The following is a 25,195-nucleotide window of genomic DNA, read 5'->3' as shown; positions in this document are numbered from 1 at the left end:
CGCCCAAGCCCCGCACGCCGTCCCCCTTCTATTCCTCGGTGCACCCCATGACGGCTCGCGCCTCCACGGTCGCGAGCCCGTTCGTCCGAGGAGTGTCGATGCGCCGCCCCCACCCCTTCATGCCGTGCTTGCTGCTCTCACTGACGCTCGCGATTCCCACCTCCGCCACGCCGGCACCAGCCGCGACCACGAGGGCTTCGCGTTCCGGTGTCGTCGAGCCGCCGGTGCACGCGGCCTCGGGCACTCCAGCGCCGGCCGCCGTCACCGTGAAGGCGCCTCGCCCCGATGTCGTCGAGCCGCCGGCGCGCGTTGCTTCGGACTCGCCAGCGTCGGCCGCAGTCACCGTGAAGGCGCCTCTGCACGGTGTCGTCGCGCCAGCAGCGCCTCCCATCAACGGACTCGCGTCGGCGCCCCGGCCCACGTCCACCGCGAGTGCCACCCTCGAACCCTCCAGCGGACTTCGCGTGACGTGGCTCGGCCACGCCGCGTTCGAGGTCATCTCGCCCGGAGGCACGCGCCTGCTCATCGACCCCTGGTTGAAGGACAACCCGAGCACCCCCACCGAGTGGAAGTCACTCACCCGCTACGCCGAGGAGAAACCCGCGGCCATTCTCGTGACGCACGCACATGGTGACCACGCCGGTGATGTCCCCGAGCTGGCCCGCGTGACAGGTGCCCTCGTGGTCACCACGGGTGAGCACCTGCGTGCGATGAAGATTCCCGAGGCGCAGCAGCACAGCGTCAACGTGGGCGGTGGCTTCACAATCGGCGACGTCCAGGTCCATGCCGTGCCCGCCATGCACTCGACAGAGCCCGGGGGCAGGCCACTGGGCTACGTGCTCACCTTCGCGGACGGGCGCTCGCTCTACCACACGGGAGACACCTGGCTCTTCGGCGACATGTCGCTCATCCAGGAGCTCTTCCATCCGGACATCGTGCTGCTCGCCGCCGGTGGTGGACGCTGGGCACTGGGGCCGAGCACCGCGGCGCTCGCCATCCGGAAGTACTTCCGCCCATCCCTCATCATCCCCATGCACTACGGCACCTTCGAGCCCCTCTCCACCGAGGCCGACGTACGCGCCGCGTTTCGCGGAGACCGACGCGTGAGGTTCCTCAGGCCAGGACAACGCACCGCCCTCTAGCGAGGCGACCGAGGCACCCGACGACGGCGAGCCGGAGTCTTCCCTCGCCGTGCCTGCCCCTTGGTCCCTCGCCGCGCGGGCTTCGCGCTCCCGGGTCCATCCACGCTCGACAGCACCATGCGCTTCAAGAGCGCGTAGATGGGGGCCGCGTCGAACTTCGGATCCAACAGCGCCTGGAGCGCGAGCGCGTCAAAGCAGGCCTTGATGATGACCGCGTAGTGCAGGTCGGTGGGCTCCGGCTTCGCCGCGTCCCCACCCCGGTACAGGGCCACCGTCCGCGCCACCTCCATGTCGCCCTGGGCCTGGAGCTCGGCGACGGCGGAGGTCAGCTCCGGATTGCGCAGCCCCAGCGCGAACAGCTCATAGCGCAGGCGGAACTGCGCGGGTGACTCGCGCAGGTGACTCTCTCCCCATGCGAAGCTCGTGTCCGCCAGTTGCTCCAGCGGCGTCTCCTCCCGCAACTGGCGCAGCTCCTCCGCGTACTGCTGACTGTGCTCGCGTGTGACGGCCAGCAGCAGCGCGTCCTTGCTGCCGAAGTAGTAGTGCACCAGGCCCTGGTTCACCCCCGCCACGCGCGCCACCTCCTTCACCGTCGTCGCGTCGTAGCCACGCTCCGCGAGCACGCGTGAGCTCGCGGCGATGAGGCGCTCCCGCGCATCCGGCACGCCCGGGGCCGCCGGCTCCGGGGGAGGACTGGACGGTGTCTTTCCGCTGCGTGGACGGGCCATCTGTCCCCCATAGGACGCCACACACCTACCCGCAAGGGTGCCCCACCCCGGCTGCCCGGTCGCCTTGACATCCCTTGAGCCCGGTTTTAGTTAGTCGTGTAACTAATTTAGTCGAACGACTAAGGGGAGAGCACGATGCGAATCCAGTCACGAGGAGCCCTGAAGGCGGTCCTGGCGTCGGTGGCATTGCTGGGGGCGCCGGCCCTGGCCGATGACGCCGGGGAGCGGATTCCGCCGCAGGAGCGGGAGCGGCGAGGCGCGGTGCTGCTGGAGTTCCAGCCCCCCGCCCTGGACGCGTCCATGTACGGCATCCGGCTGGACATCTCGCCGTCGTTCGACGGGCCCTTCTCCTTCGGCCTGATGACGCGCGCGGGCCAGTGGGGCAACACGGTGGGCGTAAGGACGCGCTTCGACGGGGCGGAGCTGGGCGAGGTGAAGCTCAACTACGCGGTGGGCGCGGACGCGCGCTACACGGTGTTGACGCTCGCGAATGGGGCGCTGCGTCCGTTCGTGGGCGTGACCGCGGGCTTCGAGGAGTTCGTGGCCCGCTCCGGCAAGGGCCCGTCGCAGGGCGCCAGCACCACGGCGTTCCTGGAGCCGGCGGTGGGCGTCATGTGGCGGCCGGGGGCCGGGCGGCTCGGACTGACGGCGCGCGGCGGGCCTGGGTTCACCTTCACGGACACTCGCGCCCTTCGCGTCACCGCCGGTGAGTTGAAGCTGCGGCAGGTCTACCCGACAGCTTCACTCGGGCTGCTCGTCGTCCTCTGAGCATCCCCGCGCTCATCCCTGTCGAGCGCGTGACACGCAACGCCCACCACCCCGTACCCACACCCGAGACGCCGCTTCAGCGTGGTGAGCTTTCGCACGAGATGGCCCCGGTCCTCCGGGGCTGTCCTTCACGCAACACGCTTGCCGCATCGCAGGAGCCCGCACCATGAGGATGTCGTTCCAGGCCTTCACTCTCCTCGGGTGGGCCTTGCTCGGGCTCGCCTGCGGACGAAGTCAGCCTCCGCCCGCACCTCCCACCGCGGTGCGCATCGCCACCGTGGGCCGCGCCGGGACGACGGCGAACGCGCGCTTCTCCGCGGAGATTCAGCCGGCCACCCGAGTGGACCTGGCCTTCAAGGTCGGTGGCTACGTGGAGTCCATCGCCAAGGTGCGCGATGTCGACGGCCGCCCCCGCATCCTCCAGGAAGGCGACAACGTCCGCGAGGGCACGGAGCTGGCGGCGCTGCGCAAGACGGACTACTCGCAGAAGCTCACCGAAGCCCGCGCGGCGTTCGCCCAGGCCCGTGCCGCCCAGGAACAGGCGCAGATCAACTTCGACCGCACGACGAAGCTCGTCGACGCCGAAGTGCAGACACCCGCGCAGCTCGACGCCGCGCGCACCCAGCGAGACAGCGCCGCGGCCGCGGCCGCCGTCGCCCAGGCTCGCGTGGACGAAGCCCGCACGGCGCTCGACGACACCCAGCTGCGCTCGCCGTTGACGGGCGTGGTGCTCAAACGCGCCGTGGAGGTCGGCGCCCTGGCCGCGCCCGGCACCGTCGCCTTCTCCGTCGCGGAGACGCAGACCGTCCGCGTCGTGTTCGGCGTCCCGGACACCCTGCTGCCCAATGTCCGACTCGGTGCGCCCCAGGCCGTCATCACCCAGGCCTTCCCCGGCCAGCAGTTCGAGGGGCGCATCTCCCGCATCGCCCCCTCCGCCGACCCGAAGAGTCGCGTCTTCGCCGTGGAGGTCTCCATCCCCAACGCCGACCAGCGACTCAAGCCCGGCATGGTGGCCGCGCTGTCGCTGCGCGATGGAGGCTCCGCCCGACTCCAGCCCGAGCTGCTCGTGCCGCTGTCTTCCATCGTCCGCGCACCCGGCAAGCCGGACGGCTTCGCCGTGTTCGTCCTCCAGGAGCAGGACGGCAAGGCCCTGGTGCGAGCCCGCGAGGTGACGCTGGGCGAATACCTGGGCAGCGTCATCCCCGTGAAGCAAGGGCTCCAGGCCGGTGAGCGCATCGTCGTCACCGGCGCCAGCCTCTTGTCGGACGGTGAAGCGGTCGAGGTGATTCCTTGAGCGCCCCCACCGATGGGCCCGGGACACCTCCGACTCCGGAGCAGGCGGAGCGGGCTCGCGACGAAGCGTTGGTGCGCCACAAGCACAACACCGCGCGCTACTTCACGGAGAAGCGCCAGGTGGCCTGGGTGTTCCTCGCGTTCACCCTGGCGTGGGGTGTCTATGGCTACTTCAAGATGCCCAAGGCGAAGGACCCCGTCATCGCCGTGCGCGTCGCGGTGGCCACCTGCCTGTGGCCCGGCGCCGAGGCGGAGAAGATCGAGCAGCTCGTCACCCGCCGCATCGAACAGAAGATCTCCGAGAACGCCAGCGTCGAGAAGATCGAGTCCATCAGCCGCACCAGCCTGTCCGTCGTCTACGTCACGCTGAAGGAGGACGTGACGGACCGGGCGAAGGAGTTCGACGACATCCAGGGACGGCTCGACACGATACGGGACCTGCCTGGCGGCGCCGGCCCCGTGCAGTTCCTGAAGGACTTCGGCGACACCGCCACGCTGATGCTCACGGTGGCCAGCCCGAAGGCGAACGACGTGGAGCTGGAGCTGCGCTCACGCGCCATCGCCCGGGCCATCGAGGAAGTGCGCTCCGCCGCGGCCTCCGACGCTCCCCGTGCGACGGTGGTGGTGAGCTTCCCACCCGCCATCAACGCGACGTCCATGCAGCGGCTGGGAGACCAGGCGCGCAGGTTCTTCGACACCCTGCCAGAGACGGACGACGCCCGACTCATCCAGAGCCCCGGCTTCATCGGCGTGGACATGGCCACGTCGCTGGAGGACCCGGCGCTGCTGGAACACCTGCGCGCGTTCGCTCAGGACCACTTGAGCCTCTCCGAGCTCCACCCCGACGTGTGGCGCCCCATCGTCGTGCGCTCACCCAAGGACGCACGGGCGCGACTCACGGAGAACGCGGGGGACCGCTACACCCACCGGCAGCTCGACGACTTCACGGACACCCTCCAGCGTCACCTCCAGCGCCTGCCCGTCGTCTCCAAGGTCACCCGCAGCGGCGTGCTGCCGGAGAAAATCTATCTCGAGTACTCCCAGGAGCGGCTCGCCTCCTATGGCGTCAACCAGTCCGGGCTCGCCAACATCATCTCCGCGCGCAACATCACCGCGCCCGGCGGCATCCTGGAGATTGGCGGGAAGAGCATCACCATCGACCCGTCCGGCGAGCTCACCAGCGAGACGCAACTGGGTGACATCCTCACCACCCCCAGCGGCGGCTCCCCGGTGTACCTGCGCGACCTGGTGGACGTGCGCCGCGACTACCAGAGCCCGCCCCGCTTCCTGAACTACCTGGACGCGCGAGACGCCCAGGGACACTTCGTCCGCAACCGCGCCATCACCCTCGCCGTCAACATGAGGCCCGGCGAGCAGATCGACCACTTCGGGAAGGTGGTGAGCGAGGAGCTGGCACACGTCCAGCGACTCCTGCCCGAGGACCTCGTCATCCGTCGCACGTCGGACCAGCCTCTCCAGGTGAAGGAGAACGTCGACCTGTTCATGTCGTCGCTCTACGAGGCCATCATCCTCGTCGTCCTCGTGGCGCTCATCGGCTTCTGGGAGTGGCGCACGGCGCTCTTGCTGGCCCTGTCCATCCCCATCACCCTGGCGATGACCTTCGGGCTGATGCACGTGTTCGGCGTGGACCTCCAGCAGATCTCCATCGCGTCGCTCATCATCGCCCTGGGCCTGCTGGTGGATGACCCCGTGGTCGCCAGCGACGCCATCAAACGCTCCCTGTCCATGGGCTGGAAGCCGCGCATCGCCGCATGGCTCGGGCCCACGAAGCTGGCCACCGCCATCCTCTTCGCCACCCTCACCAACATCGCCGCCTACCTGCCCTTCCTCGCGCTGCCCGGGGACACGGGCCGCTTCATCCGCACGCTGCCCATCGTCCTCACCCTGTCCCTGGTCGCCTCGCGCATCGTCTCCATGACGTTCATCCCGCTGCTGGGCTCCACCATCCTGCGCGCGCCCGCTCACGCGGAGCTGGCCCCCGGGCAGCGGAGCACGCGGGGCTTCACGATGCGCTACCAGCAGGTCGTCGGCTGGGCCATCGACCACCGCCTCCTCGTCGTCGGCGTGGCCCTGGTCATCCTCATCGCGGGCGCGCTGGTGGGCACCCGCGTCAGGTCCGCCTTCTTCCCCAAGGACCTGTCCTATCTGTCCTACGTGGACGTCTGGCTGCCCGAGGACGCCACGCTCACCGCCACGCGAGATACGGCCCGCGAAGCCACGCGCATCCTCCAGGAGGTGGCCGAGGACTATGGCAAGGCCCACGCGAAGGGCGACGACCCGCCCCACGAAATCCTCGAGTCGGTGACGGAGTTCATCGGCGGCGGAGGGCCGCGCTTCTGGTTCTCCGTGGCGCCCGAGCTGCAACAGTTCAACTACGCACAGCTCGTGGTCCAGGTCCGAGACAAGGAAGACACCCGCGTGTTGGTGCCACTGTTCCAGGAGGCGCTGTCACGGCGAATCGCCGGCGCGCGCATCGACGTGCGGGAGCTGGAGACCGGCAAGCCCGTGGGCATCCCCGTGTCCATCCGCATCTCCGGCGAGGACATCTCCCTGCTCCGAGATATCGCCGAGCGCGCCAAGGCCCTCTTCCGCTCCGTCCCCGGGACGGCTCGCACCCGGGATGACTGGGGCAGTGACACGTTCTCCGTGAAGCTGGAGGTGGACCCGGACAGGGCAAACCTCGCGGGCGTCACCAACCTGGACGTGGCCACGTCTTCCGCCGTCGCCATGAACGGCATGACGGTGGGTCAGCTTCGCGAGGGGATTCATCAAATCGACATCGTCGCCCGGCTCCGCGCGGAGGAGCGCGCCCAGTTGGGCGATATCGAGAACCTCTACGTCAGCTCCCGCACGGGGCCTCAAAAAGTCCCGCTGCGGCAGGTCTCCGTCGTCACCTACTCGCTCCAGACGGAGAAGATCCGCCGCCGCAACCAGTTCCGCACCATCACCGTCTCCACCTTTCCCCAACAGGGCGTCCTCGCGTCGGAAATCCTGAAGGAAGCCCGCCCCGGGCTCGATGCGCTCCAGAAGAGCCTGCCCATCGGCTACACGATGGAGATTGGCGGCGAGGCGGAGGAACAGAAGAAGAGCTTCTCCAGCATGGTCGTCGTGCTGGGCATGCTCATTGTCGCCATCTACGTGATGCTCGTCATCCAGTTCAAGAACGCCGTCAAACCGCTGGTCGTCTTCGCGGCCCTTCCCTTCGGCGCGGCGGCGGCGCTGGTGTCCCTGGTCATCATGGGCGCGCCGTTCAGCTTCATGGCCTTCCTGGGCATCATCAGCCTGATGGGCGTCATCGTCAGTCACATCATCGTCCTCTTTGACTACATCGAAGAGGCTCACGAGCGCGGCGAGTCCCTGCGCGAGTCACTGCTCGACGCGGGAGTGCACCGCCTGCGGCCCGTGCTGGTGACGGTGGCCGCCACCGTGCTGGGCCTCATCCCACTCGCCTTGCATGGCGGCCCGCTGTGGCAACCGCTGTGCTACGCACAGATTGGCGGGCTCACCGTGGCCACGGTGCTGACGTTGCTGCTCGTCCCCGTCCTCTACACCCTCTTCGTGAGGGACCTGCGCTGGATTCGCTGGGAGGCCCACTCCCAGGAGGAGCCACCCGAGGCGGGCACTCGATGAGGCGGGCGGTGGATTGACCGGGGCCCCGCCCTGGTCCTCGCGCCGGGGCATCTCCAGGTTTCTGGATGGAAGTTTCATCCCGGGTGCGGTGAGTGAACTCCACGCTCGCACCCTTTGAACGGACCTCGCGACGGAACCCACCGCGGCCCCATGACGGCAGCGCGCCCCAGTGACTCTCCGCACCCAATCGAAAGGGTGCTCGACTGGCTGGTCCCCGCCGTGTGCCTGATGGCCGTCCTGGTGACGACCACGGCGCTGGTCGGCTGGGCCCTCGCCAGCGAGCGGCTTACCCGCGCGGTGACCCTGCCGGGTGCCGGGATGATGATGCCGAACACGGCCCTGGGCCTGCTCCTCGTGGGCATGGCGCTCTGGCTGCTGCGCGACAAGCCGACGAACCGCCTCAGACGGACGACCGGACAGGCCATGGCCCTGTTCGTCCTCCTGCTCGGAGGGCTCGTGCTCTTCCAGTACGTGGCACGAACGGACCTGGGCATCGACCGCCTCCTCTTCGCGAACACGCTGCGCAGGTTGTCACCGAGCCCGCCGGGTCGCCCCTCTCCCCTGACGGCGCTGAGCCTCTGTTTGATGGGCGGTGCCCTGCTGCTGCTTCACGTCAGGACACGGGAGGGCTGGCATCCCGCCCGGCCCCTGGCGCTGCTCGTCGCGCTCATCGCCGCGCAGGCGCTCATCAGCTACGTGTACCTGGAGGACGCTCCGCTCACGCTCCTGCCCGGGCTCGACAGGCTCGGGAGCTATTCACCCATGGCGTTGCACACGGCGCTCCTGTTCCTGATGCTGGCGCTCGGCGTACTCTCCGTGCATCCCCGGCAGGGGCTGATGGGCGTGCTGCTCCGGGATGACGCCGGCGGTCTCATGGCGCGCAGGTTGCTGCCAGCAACCATCCTCATTCCGCTGATCGTCTGGGGGCTGCGGCTGTTCAGCGAGCGGCTGGGGCTTCACTCCGCCCCTTTCGGAACCTCCGTGTTCGCGCTCGTCACGGTGGCCACGTTCCTGGCCATCCTGGCGCGCAACGCGAAGGCCCTGTCCCTGTTGGACGCGAGCCAGCGCGAGGTGGAGAAGTCGCTGCGCGACTCGGAGTCGCGCTTCTCCGGCATCGTCAACAACGCGGCCGACGCCATCATCACCATCGACGCGCACCAGCGAATCACCCTGTTCAATACCGGCGCGGAGCGAATCTTCGGCTACAGCGTGAGCGACGCGCTGGGACAGCCCCTGGGGTTGCTGTTGCAAGAGCCGCTGGGAGACAGCGTGAGTCCGCGCGAGGAGCGCCGTCGACTCCTCGGACTTCGCAAGGGGGGCGAGGTGTTCCCGGCGGAAGCCACCCTGGCAGACGTGTGGGTGGATGGAACGAAGCAGCGCGTCGTCATCCTCCGGGACATCAGTGCTCGCGAGCGGGCCGAGGAGGCCCGTCGGAATCGAGAGGAGCTCTTTCGCGCCGCGTTCGAGCACGCGCCCATCGGCATGTGCCTGGTCAGTCTGGAGGGACGATTGCTGAACGTGAACGAGGCGCTGTGCCAGATCCTTGGATATTCGCGCGAGGAACTGCTCCAGATGACGTTCCACGACCTCACCTTTCCCGAAGACCTGGAGCAGGACCTGCTCGTGGTGAAGCGGTTGCTCGACGGGGAACAGGGGTCGTACCAGTTGGAGAAGCGCTATCTCCACAAGCAGGGGCACCTGGTCGACGCGCTGCTGACGGCCTCCCTCGTTCAGGACTCCCGGGGCAGGCCGCTGCACTTCATCTCGCAGGTCCTGGACATCTCCGAGCGAAAGCGACTGGAGAGCGACTGGCTCCTGCTCGCGGAGGCCGGGCCTCGGCTCGCCAGTTCCCTGGACCCCCAGACGACGCTCTCCACGGTGTCGCGGCTGGTCGTCCCGACGCTCGCGGACTTCTGCGTCGTCGCGTTGCTCGACGAGGGTGGAAGGGTATTGCGCAGGCAATCCCTTGCCGCCTCGCCGGAGAAGTCCGGACTCCTGGAGGCGATGTTCGACCTGTATCCACAGACGCCCTTCCGGCGAGGCCACCTCCTGGCGGAGGTCTTCAAGTCAGGCAAGGCCCTGCTGCTCGAGGAAGTGCCCCTGGCGTTGCTGGAGGCGTCGTCGGAGGAGCCCCAGCACCTGGACATGTTGCGGAGACTCGCGCCCCAGTCCTGCATCGTCGTGCCCTTGAGCGCGCGAGGACACACGCTCGGGGTGGTCGCCCTGGGCACGTCCGAGTCCGGGCGGCGTTATGGCGCAAGAGACCTGGCGCTGGTCGAGGAGGTGGCCCGCCGCGCCGCGCTCGCCATCGACAACGCCAGCCTGCATGCCGAGTCCGAGGAGGCCACGCTCCTTCGCGACGAGGTGCTGAGAATCGTGGCGCACGACCTGCGCTCTCCGCTGAATGTCATCGCGCTGAGCGCGGGGACGTTGATGAAGCGCTCGCCGGAGGAGCGGCTCGCGGACTCTCGGCCGCTGAACTCCATCCAGAAGGCGGTCATCCGCGCCACCACGCTCATCGAGGACCTGCTGGACGTAGCGCGGATGCAAGGAGGACAGCTCACGGTGGACCGACGGCCGGAGTCGACGGCGGCGTTGCTCCAGGAGGCGCTGGATCAACACCGCGCGCTCGCCGACGCCCGCTCCGTCCACCTCCAGCTCGATGTCGAGCCCCAGGTATCGGACGTGTTCGTCGACAAGGACCGGGTGCTGCAGCTCTTCTCCAACCTGATTGGCAACGCCCTCAAGTTCACGCCGATGGGAGGGTTCGTCACGCTGCGCGCGGAGCCGTGGGGGGACATGGTTCGCTGCTCGGTGAGCGATACAGGTTCCGGGATTCCGGTCGACGACCTGACCCACCTCTTCGAGCCCTTCTGGCAGGCGAAGAGCCGGCACAAGGAAGGTGCCGGACTGGGGCTCACCATTGTCAGGGGAATCACCGAGGCCCATGGTGGCCGCGTCTGGGTGGAAAGCCAGCCGGGCCTCGGCACCACGTTCTTCTTCTCACTCCCCGCCGTGACGAGGGTGGACTCCTCACTCACGTGGCATGCCTGAGTACGCGCCTCAGTGCGGCGCGGGCACGGGCCGTTTCACCAGCCACTTCGCGCCAGTGACTTCGGCGGAAGCGAGGCTGGACAGCACGGCCAGCAGTTTGTTCTCAATCTCCGTGATGGAGACGTGCAGTTTGTCGGGCACAAGGTCGGCGACGTCCTCGAGTTCGGTCGCCAAGTGGATGGCACGACGAAGCTCCGGATGGACACCGGGAGTCTCCAGCCGGGCCAGGAGCGCAGGACCCAAGAGCTGCTGACATGCATAGGCAGCGGTGACCACACCCGAGGCCAGCGCGTGACACATGCCCAGGGCGGCAATCGCCACCAGTCGCTGTGCCTCATCGCCGCCTTCCGCGCGCAGCGACACGTCCTCCAGCGAAGCCCCGCGAGTTGACGAGGACTCACTCATTGATTGCTCCAACCAGGCTTCATCTTGAAGTTGAACACCTTCCCCGACGCGCTTTCAAAGTAGTGGAGTGACACCTTGTCCGTACCGACCCAGCCGTCCTTATAGACTTTGACCCAATCACCGGGCTCGATTTCTCGCAACTTCTCAAGCAGGTCCTTGTTGTCGACGCGGTTTCGCGTGGTGCCATTCTGGACAGCCTTGAAGTTGGCCGGAAAGCCCGGTGCGTTCCTCACTCCGTTGAAGACGTGCTTCAACTCCGGTCGACTCTCCGTGACGGATGCACCGGCGCTTTCGCCAGTGGTGGCCCCCATCGCTGTGGCGGCCACCGCGGTCGGGGCGAGGCCCACCGTGAGGACTCCTGGCGCCCACGAGATAGAACGAACCCCACCTCCCAACGCGGCGGAGAGTTGCACTCCCGCGTTGGCTTCGATCGCCAACGTCGCACGAGCGAATCCCGGCAGCAGGGGCCCCTTCGTCGCGATGTTCGCGGCCCCGCCACCCAACGCCATTGTCAGCGCGAGGATGAGGACTCGCGCGCCATTCGTTCCCATCACCGCTCCGAAACGACTTCCCGCCGTCTCCAGCTCTTGAAGGGACACAGCTCGCTCCGCCTCCGAGGAGAGCCGCATCCATCCATCCACGAGGTTCTCGAAGGACTCCAGGCCCATGTACGCGATGACATAGGCTGTCAGGGCGATCGCGACGAACTTGGTCAGCGGCTCGGGTGCCAAGACCAGGAACATATAGGCAGCCATGGCCGACGAAATCATCGCCTTGAGTGCCAGCGGGTTGACGACGTTCCTCACCGCATCCTGGACGCCCGACCACACACCATCCCAAGCAAAGGACAACGCCAGATTCCGTCGCGAAGCTGCATCAAGGAGGCTGAAGCCATCTCCCAGAAGCGTCAGGCACTCGTCTGGCACGGACTGGCTGGTGCACCCTCCACCACGCTCTGCGCCCCATGTCCTCTCGTCCCACGACACGAGTTGAAGTCTCGAACGTGTCGCCTCCGTGGACCGCAACGAGAAGCGCAGGTCCAGGATGAGCTGAGCCATCGCCCTCTTGAATTCGCCGCTGTCAACCTCGACGGGGCCGACACGCTGCCGTGGGGTGTACGCGATGGGGCTCCCCTGCCCCGTATCCAGGTGAACCACCCGCGACGTCGCACAGCCCACCATCAAAAGCCCCACCAGCAGGCTTCCTCCCAGACCTGGCCTCATCGCTTCCTCCGAGATGGCCCTCTCTTCTGAAACCAAGAGGACCCCAGGAGGAACCAACACGCGTGTCCGACGCACGAGATGAGGCTCCAGCACCCACCTCTGGCAGGAATGGAGCCCCTCATGGGGTCGCGCGACGTCGGTGTCGGCTGCTCAGTGCGGCGCGGGCACCGGGCCTTTCCCTGGCGCATGACGCGTGCCTCGGGCCCGTGGCGCTGGAAGCTCTCGCGCGCCGCCGCTCGCCACGCGCTCCAGTGCCGACTCCGTGAAGACGCTCAGGCCCAGCTCCGGCTGGTAGCCGTGGACCTCCTTCACGTCGAGCTTCCGCATGAACTCCACGATGCCCGGGCTCACCTCCTGCCCCGGCACCAGGATGGGGAAGCCCGGCGGATACGGCACCACGAAGCGCGTGGACACCAACGGACGCCCCGACTCCAGCGCCGCGCCCGCCTCCGTCAAGGGCACGAACTCGCAGTTCTCCTCGCCGTACGCCAGGAAGAACGCGGCGCGGAGGTCTCCCTCCCCCACGCCCCCTGACGGCTGGAAGGCAGGATGGAAGCCACTGAAGTCCGGCAGTGGCGGCAGCTCGTCGGTGATGGACCGCACCTTCGCGTCGAACAACCGGCGCTCCACCTCCGTCGACTGGGACAACGCCAACTCCAGTCGCTCCACCTCGTGCCGCAGCCCATCCAACAGGAAGGACAGCGAACCCCACGTGACGCCAATCGTCGCGTTCAGCAACACCGTGTTGATGGACGTGTGGTTCACCTGGATGCCCAGCCGGTCCATCAACACCTTGCTCCGGAACTCGAAGCCATTGCGCCCCGTGAGCGCGGTGAAGAGCGTCATGCGCGTGGGGTCCAGCACGAACTCGTCCTGGCTCCACGCCCGCCTCATGTCATCCACTCCCGCCGAGCCCGGGCCCACGTAGCGATTCAACCCCGACTTGCGGAACACCTCCGGCACCACCTGCTCCGCGTCCAACAGCCGCAGGTAGCGATGTAGCAACGGGTCCTCCCGCAGGCGCTCCCGCGTCCGCATCGCGAGCTGGAACGCCTCCTTCACCATCGCGAAGCCCTCCAGGTTCACCTGCCGCCGCGACAAATCCAACGACGCCACGATTTGATGGTTCGGAGACGTGGTGATGTGCGTGTAGTACGCCTCCGTGAGCGCCGCCGACGCGCGCCGCTCGAAGTCCTCATCCCAGACATGGAGCATGGAGCCCTGCCGGAAGGCGGACAGCGACTTGTGCGTGGACTGGGTGGCGTACACGCGCACCCGCACCTTGTCCGGATCCGCCATCAGGCGCTCCTCCATCGCCCGAGCCCCCGCCGCGGGGTCCCCATCCCCCCGGCGCGCGCGCCACGCCCGATACTCCTCGCGATAGGAGCGGCTGCGCAGCTTCTCCGCCAGGCGCTTCGCCGCGGCCATCGCCGTGCGCTGGCGCGCCAACGGCATGAAGGTGGCGTAGGCGAACCACGCCTCGTCCCAGAGGAAGGACAGGTCCGGCTTGATGGCGAGCAGTTCCTCCATCACCCGCTCGGGGTGATACACGAGCCCGTCGAACGTGCAGTTGGTGAGCACCACCAGCTTCACCTTGTCCAACCGCCCCGCCGACTTCAGCTCCAGCAGCTTCGCCTTCAGCGTGCTCAACGCCACGCCGCCGTACATGGCGTACTCACGCACCGGATACGCATCCAGGTACAAAGGCTGCGCCCCCGCCAGCACCAGTCCGTAGTGATGGGACTTGTGACAGTTGCGGTCGATGAGCACCACGTCACCCGGCTGGAGCAACGTCTGGTGGACGATCTTGTTCGCCGTCGACGTGCCGTTGGTGACGAAGAAGGTGTGCTGCGCGCCGAACGTCTGCGCCGCCTTCTCCTGCGCTTCCTTGATGGAGCCGGTGGGATCCAGCAGCGAATCCAGGCCGCCCGCCGTGGAGGACGACTCCGCCATGAACAGGTTGGGGCCGTAGAACTCCCCCATGTCCCGCAGCCAGCGCGAGTTGTAGACAGAGTGTCCCCGGGCAATCGGCAGCGCGTGGAAGTTGCCGATGGGCCGCGAGGCATAGTGCTTGAGCGCATCGAAGAACGGCGTCCGGTAGCGCTCGCGCACGCCATCCACCACGGTGACGTTCAGCTCATGCGCGGACTCGTACCGGTAGAAGACGCGGTCGAAGAGGCGCTCGGTGTGCAGCTCCCGGCTCACCAGCGACTCGTCGGTGATCAGGTAGATGTTGAGATGCGGGCGCAGCTGGCGCACCCAGCGCGCCACCACGAGGCTCGCCGCTTCCCCCCTCCGCTCCGCCTCCGCCAGGATGGGCTCCAGCGTGGAGCGCAGCTGCTTCACCGGCGAGCGTGAGCGCAGGGGCAGGTCCTGCCGGACGACGCAGGCCTGCACGTCGTCATTGACGAGCACCGCCACCAGCGCGTCCTCCACCGAGCGGACCTGGAGCAGCTCGTAGATGAACTGCCGCTCCCCGCGCTGCGCATCCACCATGCCGCGATGGACTCGCGCGAAGTCCTCGGCCTCCATGTCATCCACCACCAGCGTGGTGAAGTAGTGCGAGCCCTCCGGCCCCAGCTCCCCCACCGCCCCGGACCGTTCGCCATCCACTTCCGACACCAGGCAGGCGCGGTCCCTGTGACGGCTCAACAACCCCACCAGCCGCCGAACTTCTTCGGCCAGCTCCTCCACGTCATGTCGGCGCGCCATCTCCGCCAGGCGCAGCAGGCGCGCCTCGCCCGGAAACACGAAGAGCCGCTCGATGGGGTGGACCTCCGCGAAGAGCGACAGCAGTTGCGCCACGCGCTCGTCGGAGGACACCTGTCCCTCCGAATACCGCGCCTCCAGCCGGGACATCTCCTCCCGCAAGCGGTTCCATACGTCCAGTCGGACCTGCTCGGGATTCAAGACCGCGGACAGCAGGTGGGATTGGACTCCGGACTCCAGCGAGGTCATGGGCTCCGCCATGGCGCTCCTTCCTTTTTGTCGACGGGCACCGGCGGAGCGCCGTGCGGCACGACGTCGGACAAGGTAGCCGTCACACGTCCACGGCAAAGCCCGGACGGCGGGGAGGGGCGTTGGCCTCACGCGTGGACGCATGGGCGCGGGGGCTCTCCTGCTCGGGTGCTCTCGAAGTTGCCGCGCGTCCCCCGAGGCCTCACTCCTCAACCACCAAAGCCGGGCGTCATGTGTCCGCTCGTAAGCGCCCTTGTCCTTGGAAGGAGATGACATGAAGCTCGCACTCCGTTGTCGAAGTAGCTGGTTGTTCTGCATGTGCCTCATGGCCCTCGCGGGGCCAGGCATCGCGCTCGCCGAGAGTCCCAAGGCGGCCACGAAGCCGTCGGACACCGCCTCCACGGCCGCACGCCCCTCCCAGGGCGACGAGGCGATGCCCACGGAGACGGAGATTCAGCAGGCGCTCCAGAAAGCCCACCAGCAGTTCCGCGGCACCAAGGAAGGCAAGAACGCGGACTACATCCCGTACCTCGCCACGGTGAACCCCAACCTCTTCGGCCTCGCGCTCGTCACCGTGGAGGGCAAGGTCTACACGGTGGGCGATGCCACCTCGCCCTTCCCCATCGAATCCCTCTCCAAACCCTTCACCCTGGCGCGGCTGATGGACGAGGTGGGCGCCAAGAAGGTCGAGGACAAGATTGGCGTGGATGCCACGGGGCAGCCCTTCAACTCCATCGTCGCCATCGAGATGAACGAGGACCACCGCGCCGGCAATCCGCTGGTCAACGCGGGCGCCATCACCTCCGTGAGCATGATTCCGGCGGCAACGCCCGAAGCCCGCTGGAAGAAGCTCAGCGACAACTTCAACGACTTCGCGGGCGCGGACCTCCCGGTGAACCAGGAGGTCTACAAGTCGGAGACGGAGACCAACACCCGCAACCAGTCCATCTCCGCGCTGCTGGACTCATACAAGGTGCTTGGCTCCCCCCGGGAGCAGGCACTCGACCTCTACACGCGGCAGTGCTCCGTCAACGTCACGGCCACGCAGCTCGCCACCATGGGCGCCACGCTGGCCAACGGTGGCACCAATCCCGTCACTGGCAAGAAGGTCGTCAGCCCGGACACGGCGCGCCGCACGCTGGCGCTGATGGCGACCAACGGCCTGTATGAGAGCACCGGCGAGTGGCTCTATCAGGCGGGCGTCCCCGCCAAGAGCGGCGTGGGCGGGGGCATCGTCGCCGTCGTTCCCGGTCGCTATGCCATCGCCGCCTTCTCGCCGCCGCTCGACAAGGCGGGCAACAGCGTGCGCTCGCAGCGGGCCATCAGCCAGGTCGTCAACTCGCTGGGGGACAATCTCTACGCCGCCACGCCCGGAGCGGCCAGCCAGCAGGGCACCGGCGGTGCCGGGCGCGACGAGCCCAAGAAGACGCGTCCCTCGCCGTAGCCACGCTCCCAGGTCCACACGCAAGGGCCTCTCCCGCCGGATGGGAGGGGCCCTTCGCGTCCGGGGCGGGCACGCCTCAGTGAACATGCCCCCCTCGTTCCGCGGCGGGACTTCAGCGCCCGCTTCACGCGTCGCCTCCCGATGCCTGTTCACGAGTCCCCACCCTCGAGAACGAGGCCGCTGTCCGTCAGCCATCGCGGAAGCGGCCCGGTCGTTCGCTCCGCGATAGCGCGCGCGCCGTGACGCTTCCTTCCCCCCGTCGCGTGCTCAGAGTGCCGCTCGGGTTCGCGTGAGAGCACAGGCGCGGGCAGCGCTCATTCGGGGGAACAGGGTATGCGTTGGATGCGAGTGGCGACGGCCGTCGTCGCGATGGGCACTGGACTCCTCGTACCGGCCGTGGGCCACGCGGAGGATGAAGAGAAGGACGACGACAAGAAGCCGTCGCTCACCGGGGGCTACGACGAGAAGAACGGCTTCCACATCCAGTCGGAGGATGGGAACTACCTGCTCGGCATCGGCCTGCAGGCGGGCTACAAGCTCGAGCCCGTCTTCCTGGATGGCAAGGCGGAGTCACGCACGGCCTTCTCGTTCCTCCGCCCCATCCTTCGCGGCAACATCTACCGGCCGTGGATTCGCTTCTGGACGTCGCTGGAGCTGGCGGATCCGCCCATCTACCTGCTCGACTCGCTGGTGGAGATCCAGCCCATCGACGAGGTGGGCGTCCGCGCGGGGCAGCAGTACACGCCCCTCAGCCGGCACGAGTCCTGGGGACCGCAGCAGATCCTCTTCCCCGAGTTCTCCACCATCGCCAACTACTACTGGACGGGCCGCGACAAGGGCGTGACCATCTTCGGGACGATGGAGCACCTGGAGTACTACGTGGGCATCTTCGGCGGCTCGCCGCTGCGCTCCATCCGCTCCGAGCCCGGCAAGTACCAGTTCAACGCACGCGCGACGTTCTCGCCCATGGGCAAGCCGGGCTACGGCGAGCTGCCGTACATCATGTCGGGAGACAAGGAGCCGCCTCCGCTCAACGTGTCCTTCACCCTGCAGGGCGCGGGCGGCGAGGTGACGCAGGTGAAGGAGAACTTCAACCCGGAGTCCGGTGTCTTCCAGATCCTCCGTGAAGGCGACCGGCGCTTCATCACCGGCGGCGTGGACCTCTTCATCCAGGCGCGCAGGTTCAGCTTCTTCGGCGAGTTGTACTACAGCCGGACGGACCCGCAGGACGCTTCGCAAAACTTCTCCAGCTTTGGCGCATGGGTTCAGGCCGACTATGTCTTCTACAAGAAGGTGCTCGACGCGGCCGTGCGGCTGAGCTTCCTCAACCCGAGCTTCGATCTGGACGACGACCTGCTCTACATCGCGGAAGCGCAGCTGGGCTGGTTCGTCAACGCCCCCCACCTCGCCTTCAAGCTGCGCTACCAGCTGGCCCACCAGGAGGCCGCCGCCGGAGCGGAAGCCGCCTCCGTCGTCATCCCCAAGGACGCGGGCACCTCCCAGCTCATCACCCTGCAGCTCAACCTGGCGTTCTAGCGCCACGTCTCCCGGGCATCCGCGCCGGCTTTGCGTTATCCCTGCGGCTGGCAAGGAGACGCGAAGCCATGCAGCCCATCGACCACGCGCATCTCTCCCGACTGGACCTGAATCTCCTGGTGGCGTTCGACGCCCTCATGCGCGAGCGCCACGTCACCCGGGCCGCCCACCGCGTCGGACTGGGCCAGCCCGCGATGAGCCACCACCTGGCCCGTCTGCGCGAGCTGCTCGGCGACGAGCTCTTCACCCGCGCGCCCACGGGCGTCGTCCCCACGCCCCATGCGCAGGCGCTCGCGGAGCCCGTGCGCAATGCGCTCGCGTGCCTCCAGGCCGTGCTCACCCAGCGCCCCTTCGACCCCGCCACGCAGGAGCGCCACTTCCGCGTGAGCCTGTCCGACGGACTCGAGTCCTCGCTGGTGCCGCCGCTCCTCGCGCTCGTCGCGGAGCAGGCCCCGGGCGTCACCCTCTCCCTCTCTCCGCTCCAGGAAGCGCGGGGGCTGGCGATGCTGGATGACGGCTCGTTGGACCTGCTCGTGGGTCCACCCATGGAGCAGGCCCCCCATCACAAGCTGCGGCTGTTCTGCGCCGGGGGCTATCTGGTCGTGTTCGACCCGAGCGTCGTGCGCGTGGACACGCAGCTGTCCATGGAAGACTTCCTCGCCATTCCGCATGTCCGCGTGTCGCGACGGGCGGACTCCAGCGACGCGGTGGATGACGCGCTCGCCAAGCTCCGCCTGCGCCGCCGCGTGGCCGTTCAGACGACCCACGCGCTCAGCGTGCCCCACCTCCTGCGCGGTGCGCGGCTGCTCGGCCTGCTGCCCCGGCGCTCGGCGCTGGCGAGCGCGAAGGCCTTTGGCCTGAGCGTGAGCCCGCCCCCCCTGGCATTGACCGCGGACAGCATCGTGATGCGCTGGCATGCCTCGCGCGACTCCGACCCGGGCCACCGCTGGCTGCGCGAGGCGATGTTCCTCGCCGCCACGTCGAGCGGCGAGGACAACACCGCCACCCGGGTGGCGGCGCGGACGCCCCCGCCCCCGAAGCGCTCCCGTCAGAAGGTCGCGATGGGATTGACGGGCGAGCCCGTCCCGCCCTCGATGGCCAGGGGCGCGACGCTGAGGAGGAAGTCGTAGCGTCCGCGAGCCGCCGCCGCCTTCGCCAGGGCCTCCGGGTCCGCGTTGTCGATGACGTGGACGCCCAGCGTGTTGATGAGCAGCACGTGCACGGGCATCACGACGCCCTCCACCCCGGAGGGCAGCACGTCCAGTCCGACATCCGTCGCGACGATGGAGACCCCGCGCGCCGCGAGCCATTCCACGCTGGACGCATGAAGTCCCGGTGACTTCGAGGACACGTCCCAAGGCCCGACCGCCGCGCGGCGGGCCCAGCGCCCCGTGCGGACGATGATGGCGTCACCGCTCGACACCTTCACCTTCGTCTTGCGCTCCCACGCCTCCAGGTCCGCCGCGTGGATGGGCGTCCCGGGCTCCAGGTACGGCACGCCCTTGAACGCGGCCATGTCGATGAGGACTCCGCGCGTGAGCAGCCCGTCGCGCACCTCGTTCACCGAGAGCACCGAGCAGCCCTTCGAATCGACCTTCGACTGCGGGTAGCCGTTGTACGTCCGGCCCTCGTCGAAGACGTGGCAGAGCGCGTCGAGGTGCGTGTGGGACCAACCATGGAAACCGATGCCCAGGTGGTCCGCGCTGTACGTGGACTCGGGGGCCTCGCCGTGGAAGAGCATCTGGCGCTCCAGCGGTGAGGGGACGTCCGCGGCCTGCCGGGTCTCCAGGGTGTGCGCCAGCGAGACGGACACACCGTCGCGAACGAGCTTCGCGGCCTCCTTGCGCTTGGCTGGAGTGATGAGGTTCGCGGTGCCGAGCTGATCCTCCTGGCCCCAGCGCCCCCAGTTGCCGTGCTGCTTCTTCCAGTCCTGGATGGCCTCGCGGCTCGACAGCCCCCGCGCGACGGGAGTGCCCTGGGGCGGCGCGGCGACCACTGCCGCGCTCCACCCCGCGCTCGCGAGGGCAAGGACCTGGATGAGTTTCTTGAACATGGTGCTCTCCTTTGCTGGGCATCCCCGGGTGCGGGGATGCGATCTCGCCCTCCTCGCGGTGCGGGGTGGCGGCATCACGTACCTAGCGACGGGGGACGGATGAGCCCAATCGAGCCCATCGATGACGGTCATCGACGCGCGGACCGGGCCTGGCTGTAACCCTCCGCGCTACAGGCGACCGGGATTTGTAGCGCTACAAGTCACTCCGTCCGTCGGTGGGCGCCGGACAACCCAGGGAGCGGGTATGGCGGCACACCCGCTGCAGTGCCCAGGCTCGCCACACGGTCGGGAGCAACCCACCACGGCCGTGAGCTCTGTGTCGCAGGGGGGCCGGGGGGCGGAGTGGGGGGCGCGGAGCCCGGCCGGTGTCTCGCCGCGCCGGGTCTCCGCGAGGGCGTTCCCCGGAGTCCTGCCAGGCAGGCGGAGATGGATGAGCGAAGACTCGGCGTCACGCGGCCATGTTATCCTGAAGCTCATGTCTGCTTCCGACCGGGCCCGCACAACCCCCTTAACTCCAGACGTGCAGAACGATTCGCTCTGGAAGCTGGAGGCCCGGGACTCAGGAGACGAAGCGCTGCACGTGACGCTGCCCTATGAGCAAGGGCGCCGTGCCTATGACGCGTCGACGGTGCGCCGCTTCCGCCTGACGGTGGTGGAAGGCACCAACTCCGGCAGCACGTGGGAGTCCACGGCGGACACCTGCTCGGTGGGCTCGCACCCGCTCAACGACTTCGCGGTGGATGACTCCACCGTGTCGCGCTTCCACTGCGAGATTCGCATCGGCCCCAAGGGCCCCCAGGTGAGGGACCTGGACAGCCTCAACGGCGTCATCCTGGATGGCGTCCAGGTGATGGAGGGCGTGCTGCGCAGCGGCTCCCTCTTGAGGTTGGGCCGCGTGGTGCTGCGGTTCGACTTCAGCGCGGAGAACAACCGGCTGCCGGTGTCGGAGAGCACGCGCTTCGGGACGCTCGTGGGCGCCTCAGTGGCCATGCGCGTGTGCTTCGCGATGATGGAGCGCGCCGCGTCTCGCGACGTCACGGTGCTGCTGGAGGGCGAGACGGGCACGGGCAAGAGCCAGGCCGCGCAGGCCATCCACGACGCGGGCCGCCGCAAGGACGGGCCCTTCCTCGTGGTGGACTGCGGCGCCATCCCCGCGCACCTCCTGGAGAGCGAGCTGTTCGGCCACGAGAAGGGCGCCTTCACCGGCGCCGTCCATCGCCGCGCGGGCGTCTTCGAGGAGGCCATTGGCGGCACCGTCTTCCTCGACGAGATTGGCGAGCTGCCCGCGGAGCTGCAGCCCAAGCTGCTGCGCGTGCTGGAGAACCGGGAGATTCGCCGCGTCGGCAGCAACACGTACCAGCCGGTGGACGTGCGGTTGATGGCGGCCACGCACCGTGACTTGCGCGCGGAGGTCAACGCGGGACGCTTCCGCTCGGACCTCTTCTTCCGGCTCGCGGTGCTGCGCATCCCCCTGCCCCCGCTGCGTCAGCGTCCGGAGGACCTGCCCCTGCTGGTGGAGGGCATCCTCGGCTCGCTGGGCGCGGACCGGGAGCGCACGGCCTCGCTGCGCACGCCGGACTTCCTGGCGCGCCTGCGCTACGCGGCGTGGCCCGGCAACGTGCGCGAGCTGCGCAACTACCTGGAGCGCTGCCTCGTCTTCGAGGAAGCCGTGGAGCTGACCGAGGACGAGTCGCGCTCGGGCAACCCCATGGAGGTGGACCCCAGCCTGCCCTACGCGGACCAGCGCCGCCGCGCGGTGGACGACTTCGAGCGGCGCTATCTGCGTGCGCTGCTGGAGAAGCACCAGGGCAAGGTGGCCCAGGCCGCCGTCACCGCGGGCATGGACCGGGTGCATCTCTACCGACTGCTGCGCCGCCACGGCATCAAGCCGTGAGCGTCAGCGTCGGCCGGTGACGCGGGACCAGATGGCTCCGCCGCCCGGCAACGGCGCGGCGAGGAAGCCCGACTCCAAGTCCCGCAGCGCCGCCCCGGTGGCCACCAGCCCCGCGTCCTGGAAGTCCGCGACCCAGCCGGGAAGGTGCAGCAGGCTGCCGTCCGCGCTCCCGCGTCCCTCTGAACTGGGAAGGCGGTCCACGTGGACGGTGATGGCCAGCTCCACGGGCACGCCGTCCGCATCGCGGGAGTCGCGCGCGCCCTCCAGCAGCGACAGGGCCGCCGCGAGCACACGCTCACGCACGGCGCGCTCGGAGATGGCGTCATCGGGCAGAGCCGCCAGCGCCATGAGGCAGCCGCTCCCCTCCAGTCGCACCTCGAGCCCCGCCTCCCGAGCCACCGCGCCGGTCCGCTCCAGCAGGGAGTCCATCCGCTCCAGCAGCGCGGAGTCGGGGGCCCGCGACAGTCGCGCTTCCGCGTAGAGCGCCACCGCGTGGCCCTGGGCCTCGCGCGGCTTCTCTCCTCCCACCGCGCGCCGCAGGTCCTCCAGCAGCACGACGACGTCCGGGTAGCGGTCCTCGCGATTCTTGGCCAGACAGCGCAGCACCACGTCGTCCAGCGCCTCGGGCACCGGGGCTCGCTCGCCGGGCCTCGGAGGGGGCGCGTGCAGGTGCTGCTCCTCGACTTCATGCCGGGTGGCGCCCTGGAAGGGAGGCTGTCCGGTGACGAGCTGGAACAGCAGCACGCCCAGCGCGTACAGGTCCGTGCGGGCATCGGGCGCCTCACCGCGAATCTGCTCCGGCGCCATGGACAGCGGCGTGCCCAGGGCCACGCCGGTATGGGTGAGCGAAGAAGCACCGGGCGAGTCCGCCGTCAGCCCCTTCGCCACGCCGAAGTCCACCAGCTTCACCACGAGAGACTCGCCGCTCCCGGACAGCTTCATCACGTTCTGCGCCTTGAGGTCCCGGTGCACCACGCCCGCGGAATGGGCCACCCGCAGCGCGGCGCCCACCTGCTCCAGCACCTCCAGCGCCTCACGTGAGGACAGAGGACCCCGCGCCGCCAGCTCCGCGGCCAGGTCCCTGCCCTCCAGCCACTCCATGGCGATGAAGGGCCTGCCATCCGGGAGCTCGCCATAGTCGTGCACACCGACGATGTGCGGATGACTCAGCCGCTGGAGCGTGGCCGCCTCGCGACGGAAGCGGCGCAGCGCGGTGTCCGTCGTCAGCGCCGACGACTGGAGGACCTTCAGCGCCGAGGCGCCTCCGCCTCCCACGTCCCGAGCACGATAGAGGGTGGAGACCGGGCCTCGGTAGTGGACGCGCTCCACCACCCAACGACCCACCAGGGCTCCTGGCCGCAGCTCCTCGCCATAGAGCGACTCCACGCCTCCCGTCGTCATCGACTAGCGCTCCTTGCGCGGTCGCACCGTGCGGCCGCACAGCTTGCCCGTTTGGTCATCGCTCACGGGCCCACACGGGTCATGGAGGAACGTGGTCACCGGCTCCTTCCAGATGTTCCCGTAGGGGTCCTTGCACCGCTCGTAGTCGCCGTCTCCGGGCACCTGCGGGCCGTCATTCACCTCGCACCTGCCTGGCAGGGACGGCTTCACGGCGGAGCCCCAGCACGGCCCCGCGACGGTGGCCGCGCAGTTGGCGCCGGCGTTGGGGAGCGCGCAGACGCGATGCGAGGAGTACGCCGCGCCGTCGCCCCAGGAAGGGTCGTAGCAGGAGTACATCTTCCTGTAGATGGCACCTTCGATGATGGCGTCGTCGCCGACCACGACGAAACGCGGTCGCTCGCCACCGACCTGCACCTCCTCCACGGACACCTTGGTGGCCAGGGCCTTCGGGTCGAAGACGTTGCCGTAGAAGGCGCCCTCACGCACCGCGAACACTTGCGACTCGGACAGCGCATATCGCGTGGGCGAGTCAGCTGACACGTCCACGCTGGCGGTGCCCGCGTCGTCGCTGTCCCACGGCGCCGTCATCACGCTGTAGTAGCCCTCCACGGGGCAGGTGAAGGTGACAATGGGTTCCGAGCCCGCGCAGCTCGAGTCCCCTTCGCCCAGATTGGTGGTGCGGGCCGAATCGCAGCCGACGACTCCCGAGCAGACGCGCAACACCATCTGAGCACCCGAGCTGGACCCCACCGCCGGGCCGGGGCACGAGACAACGCCCCCCGCGCCCAACGACACCGTCGACCCCGGGATACAAACGCCGATGCCGTCAGCCGTCCAGCCACAGTCGCGCTGAGCGCCCGTCTCGCTCCCGGTACACAGGGCGAAGCTGTCGAGCTTCACGGCCGTGGTCGGCTCGTACTCGGCGGGCTTCGTCACGGCCTCCAGGTAGAAGATGCTCGGGTCTCCCGGCACCTCGCCCCGGATGGACAACTCCACTCGGCGGCCCAGCGCGTTGTTGCGCGACAGGAGGCACGCGGAGACCCGGTTGAGACACGCCTGCGAGGGAGCCGACGTGAGCCACTGCGTGCACAGGCCCGCCTTGCCACCCCACACGCGGGGGCCCGGGTTCGAACCTCGGGGGTTGTAGTACCAGAGCGTCTGGTTGGGCCCCAGCGCGCAGCTCACCAGGTACTCCATGAACTTCTGCGCGTCCGGGTCATGCAGCTGCTTGAGGATGCGCGGGTCTCCACCTAGCGGGCTGAAGAGGTCCACCAGCCTCGTCGTCGCCAGCAGCCCGTTGGCTTCGGGGTTGGTGCCGATGGCATTGAGGACGAGCGCGTCGGTGGACAGGGAGTTGGCGATGCGAATCTCCGCCTGGCTCTCTCCGACCTCGGGTGCTGGAGGGGTGGTGGGCCCACTTCCTCCTCCACCACAGCCGGCCAGGACCAGGCACAGCACGGACACGATTCCCGACGGGGGGCGACGGACAGTGACACCCATGGACGCTCCTCCAGTGAAAAACACGGAATTGGCGAAATACCCCCTACAGAAGCACGCTCCAGGCCAGCGCGCCGCCGGTCACCTTGCCGTCTCGAAGCCGCCCTGGCAGGTCGTCCGCTGTAGCGCGGAAGGTCACGTCCGCGCG

General features: G+C 68.6%; 16 protein-coding genes. 9 read left to right on the top strand and 7 right to left on the bottom strand.

Features of this window, described 5'->3' with window-relative positions:
• Positions 1-98: 98 nt before the first annotated feature.
• Positions 99-1,142, top strand: a complete 1,044-nt coding sequence (locus HUA74_RS41450; RefSeq protein WP_174458993.1) for a metal-dependent hydrolase — start codon at positions 99-101, stop codon at positions 1,140-1,142.
• Here the strand turns inward: HUA74_RS41450 and HUA74_RS41445 are convergent.
• Positions 1,139-1,870: a TetR/AcrR family transcriptional regulator gene (locus HUA74_RS41445; RefSeq protein WP_174458992.1), complete on the bottom strand. Its 732-nt coding sequence runs from the start codon at positions 1,868-1,870 to the stop codon at positions 1,139-1,141. The two genes, HUA74_RS41450 and HUA74_RS41445, sit on opposite strands and share 4 nt — an antisense overlap.
• A gap of 135 nt (positions 1,871-2,005) precedes the next feature.
• On the opposite strand from HUA74_RS41445, the gene HUA74_RS41440 reads away from it, so the two are divergent.
• From HUA74_RS41440 to HUA74_RS41425, 4 genes are all read left to right on the top strand, one after another.
• Complete coding sequence (locus tag HUA74_RS41440; RefSeq protein WP_141646781.1) at positions 2,006-2,638, top strand: hypothetical protein; 633 nt, start codon at positions 2,006-2,008, stop codon at positions 2,636-2,638.
• A 166-nt stretch (positions 2,639-2,804) separates the two neighbouring features.
• Positions 2,805-3,932, top strand: coding sequence for an efflux RND transporter periplasmic adaptor subunit (locus tag HUA74_RS41435; protein WP_174458991.1), 1,128 nt, complete (start codon positions 2,805-2,807; stop codon positions 3,930-3,932).
• Positions 3,929-7,582: an efflux RND transporter permease subunit gene (locus HUA74_RS41430; RefSeq protein ID WP_174458990.1), complete on the top strand. Its 3,654-nt coding sequence runs from the start codon at positions 3,929-3,931 to the stop codon at positions 7,580-7,582. The genes HUA74_RS41435 and HUA74_RS41430 overlap by 4 nt, the downstream gene beginning before the upstream one ends.
• Positions 7,583-7,777: 195 nt before the next feature.
• Complete coding sequence (locus HUA74_RS41425) at positions 7,778-10,636, top strand: PAS domain S-box protein (protein ID WP_371817391.1); 2,859 nt, start codon at positions 7,778-7,780, stop codon at positions 10,634-10,636.
• 9 nt (positions 10,637-10,645) lie between these two features.
• Here the strand turns inward: HUA74_RS41425 and HUA74_RS41420 are convergent, their stop codons facing one another.
• The 3 genes from HUA74_RS41420 to HUA74_RS41410 form a co-directional block, all read right to left on the bottom strand.
• Positions 10,646-11,041, bottom strand: coding sequence for a DUF3969 family protein (locus HUA74_RS41420; protein ID WP_174458988.1), 396 nt, complete (start codon positions 11,039-11,041; stop codon positions 10,646-10,648).
• The gene (locus tag HUA74_RS41415) at positions 11,038-12,339 is read right to left on the bottom strand and encodes a hypothetical protein (protein ID WP_174458987.1); all 1,302 of its coding nucleotides are present in this window, start codon (positions 12,337-12,339) and stop codon (positions 11,038-11,040) included. The genes HUA74_RS41420 and HUA74_RS41415 overlap by 4 nt, the downstream gene beginning before the upstream one ends.
• A 75-nt stretch (positions 12,340-12,414) precedes the next feature.
• Complete coding sequence (locus HUA74_RS41410) at positions 12,415-15,234, bottom strand: aminotransferase class I/II-fold pyridoxal phosphate-dependent enzyme (RefSeq protein WP_217443704.1); 2,820 nt, start codon at positions 15,232-15,234, stop codon at positions 12,415-12,417.
• Positions 15,235-15,496: 262 nt separating this feature from the next.
• Here HUA74_RS41410 and glsA point away from each other — a divergent pair, with 262 nt between their 5' ends.
• The 3 genes from glsA to HUA74_RS41395 all read left to right on the top strand — a co-directional run bounded on the left by glsA (position 15,497) and on the right by HUA74_RS41395 (position 19,332).
• Complete coding sequence (gene glsA, locus HUA74_RS41405; RefSeq protein ID WP_174458986.1) at positions 15,497-16,666, top strand: glutaminase A; 1,170 nt, start codon at positions 15,497-15,499, stop codon at positions 16,664-16,666.
• A gap of 333 nt (positions 16,667-16,999) precedes the next feature.
• Positions 17,000-18,202 carry a porin gene (locus HUA74_RS41400; RefSeq protein ID WP_174458985.1) on the top strand — a complete coding sequence of 401 codons (1,203 nt, stop codon included), beginning with the start codon at positions 17,000-17,002 and terminating at the stop codon, positions 18,200-18,202.
• Between the two features lie 68 nt (positions 18,203-18,270).
• Positions 18,271-19,332 carry a LysR family transcriptional regulator gene (locus HUA74_RS41395; RefSeq protein ID WP_174458984.1) on the top strand — a complete coding sequence of 354 codons (1,062 nt, stop codon included), beginning with the start codon at positions 18,271-18,273 and terminating at the stop codon, positions 19,330-19,332.
• On the opposite strand, the gene HUA74_RS41390 is transcribed toward HUA74_RS41395, so the two are convergent.
• Positions 19,251-20,255, bottom strand: a complete 1,005-nt coding sequence (locus HUA74_RS41390; RefSeq protein WP_174458983.1) for a cyclase family protein — start codon at positions 20,253-20,255, stop codon at positions 19,251-19,253. The two genes, HUA74_RS41395 and HUA74_RS41390, sit on opposite strands and share 82 nt — an antisense overlap.
• Before the next feature lie 475 nt (positions 20,256-20,730).
• Here HUA74_RS41390 and HUA74_RS41385 point away from each other — a divergent pair, with 475 nt between their 5' ends.
• Entirely contained in the window at positions 20,731-22,149 is a 1,419-nt protein-coding gene (locus HUA74_RS41385) for a sigma 54-interacting transcriptional regulator (protein WP_174459008.1), read from the top strand.
• 3 nt (positions 22,150-22,152) lie between these two features.
• Here the strand turns inward: HUA74_RS41385 and HUA74_RS41380 are convergent, their stop codons facing one another.
• Together HUA74_RS41380 and HUA74_RS41375 are read right to left on the bottom strand one after the other, a co-directional pair.
• Positions 22,153-23,550 (bottom strand): serine/threonine-protein kinase, encoded by a 1,398-nt coding sequence (locus HUA74_RS41380; protein WP_174458982.1) that lies wholly within the window; start codon positions 23,548-23,550, stop codon positions 22,153-22,155.
• Between the two features lie 3 nt (positions 23,551-23,553).
• Positions 23,554-25,050 (bottom strand): hypothetical protein, encoded by a 1,497-nt coding sequence (locus HUA74_RS41375; protein WP_174458981.1) that lies wholly within the window; start codon positions 25,048-25,050, stop codon positions 23,554-23,556.
• Positions 25,051-25,195 lie beyond the last annotated feature (145 nt).

Source organism: Myxococcus sp. CA051A, assembly GCF_013336705.1.
Taxonomy (GTDB): domain Bacteria; phylum Myxococcota; class Myxococcia; order Myxococcales; family Myxococcaceae; genus Myxococcus; species Myxococcus llanfairpwllgwyngyllgogerychwyrndrobwllllantysiliogogogochensis.
This window is presented reverse-complemented; position numbering and strand designations above follow the sequence as displayed.

Excerpts from the sequence above, each read along its gene's own strand:
- HUA74_RS41390 (WP_174458983.1), bottom strand. The coding sequence starts at position 20,255 with ATGTTCAAGAAACTCATCCAGGTCCTTGCCCTCGCGAGCGCGGGGTGG.
- HUA74_RS41445 (WP_174458992.1), bottom strand. The coding sequence starts at position 1,870 with ATGGCCCGTCCACGCAGCGGAAAGACACCGTCCAGTCCTCCCCCGGAG.
- HUA74_RS41395 (WP_174458984.1), top strand. The coding sequence starts at position 18,271 with ATGCAGCCCATCGACCACGCGCATCTCTCCCGACTGGACCTGAATCTC.
- HUA74_RS41450 (WP_174458993.1), top strand. The coding sequence starts at position 99 with ATGCGCCGCCCCCACCCCTTCATGCCGTGCTTGCTGCTCTCACTGACG.
- HUA74_RS41375 (WP_174458981.1), bottom strand. The coding sequence starts at position 25,050 with ATGGGTGTCACTGTCCGTCGCCCCCCGTCGGGAATCGTGTCCGTGCTG.
- HUA74_RS41410 (WP_217443704.1), bottom strand. The coding sequence starts at position 15,234 with ATGGCGGAGCCCATGACCTCGCTGGAGTCCGGAGTCCAATCCCACCTG.
- HUA74_RS41400 (WP_174458985.1), top strand. The coding sequence starts at position 17,000 with ATGCGTTGGATGCGAGTGGCGACGGCCGTCGTCGCGATGGGCACTGGA.
- HUA74_RS41435 (WP_174458991.1), top strand. The coding sequence starts at position 2,805 with ATGAGGATGTCGTTCCAGGCCTTCACTCTCCTCGGGTGGGCCTTGCTC.
- HUA74_RS41380 (WP_174458982.1), bottom strand. The coding sequence starts at position 23,550 with ATGACGACGGGAGGCGTGGAGTCGCTCTATGGCGAGGAGCTGCGGCCA.
- glsA (WP_174458986.1), top strand. The coding sequence starts at position 15,497 with ATGAAGCTCGCACTCCGTTGTCGAAGTAGCTGGTTGTTCTGCATGTGC.
- HUA74_RS41420 (WP_174458988.1), bottom strand. The coding sequence starts at position 11,041 with ATGAGTGAGTCCTCGTCAACTCGCGGGGCTTCGCTGGAGGACGTGTCG.
- HUA74_RS41385 (WP_174459008.1), top strand. The coding sequence starts at position 20,731 with ATGTCTGCTTCCGACCGGGCCCGCACAACCCCCTTAACTCCAGACGTG.
- HUA74_RS41440 (WP_141646781.1), top strand. The coding sequence starts at position 2,006 with ATGCGAATCCAGTCACGAGGAGCCCTGAAGGCGGTCCTGGCGTCGGTG.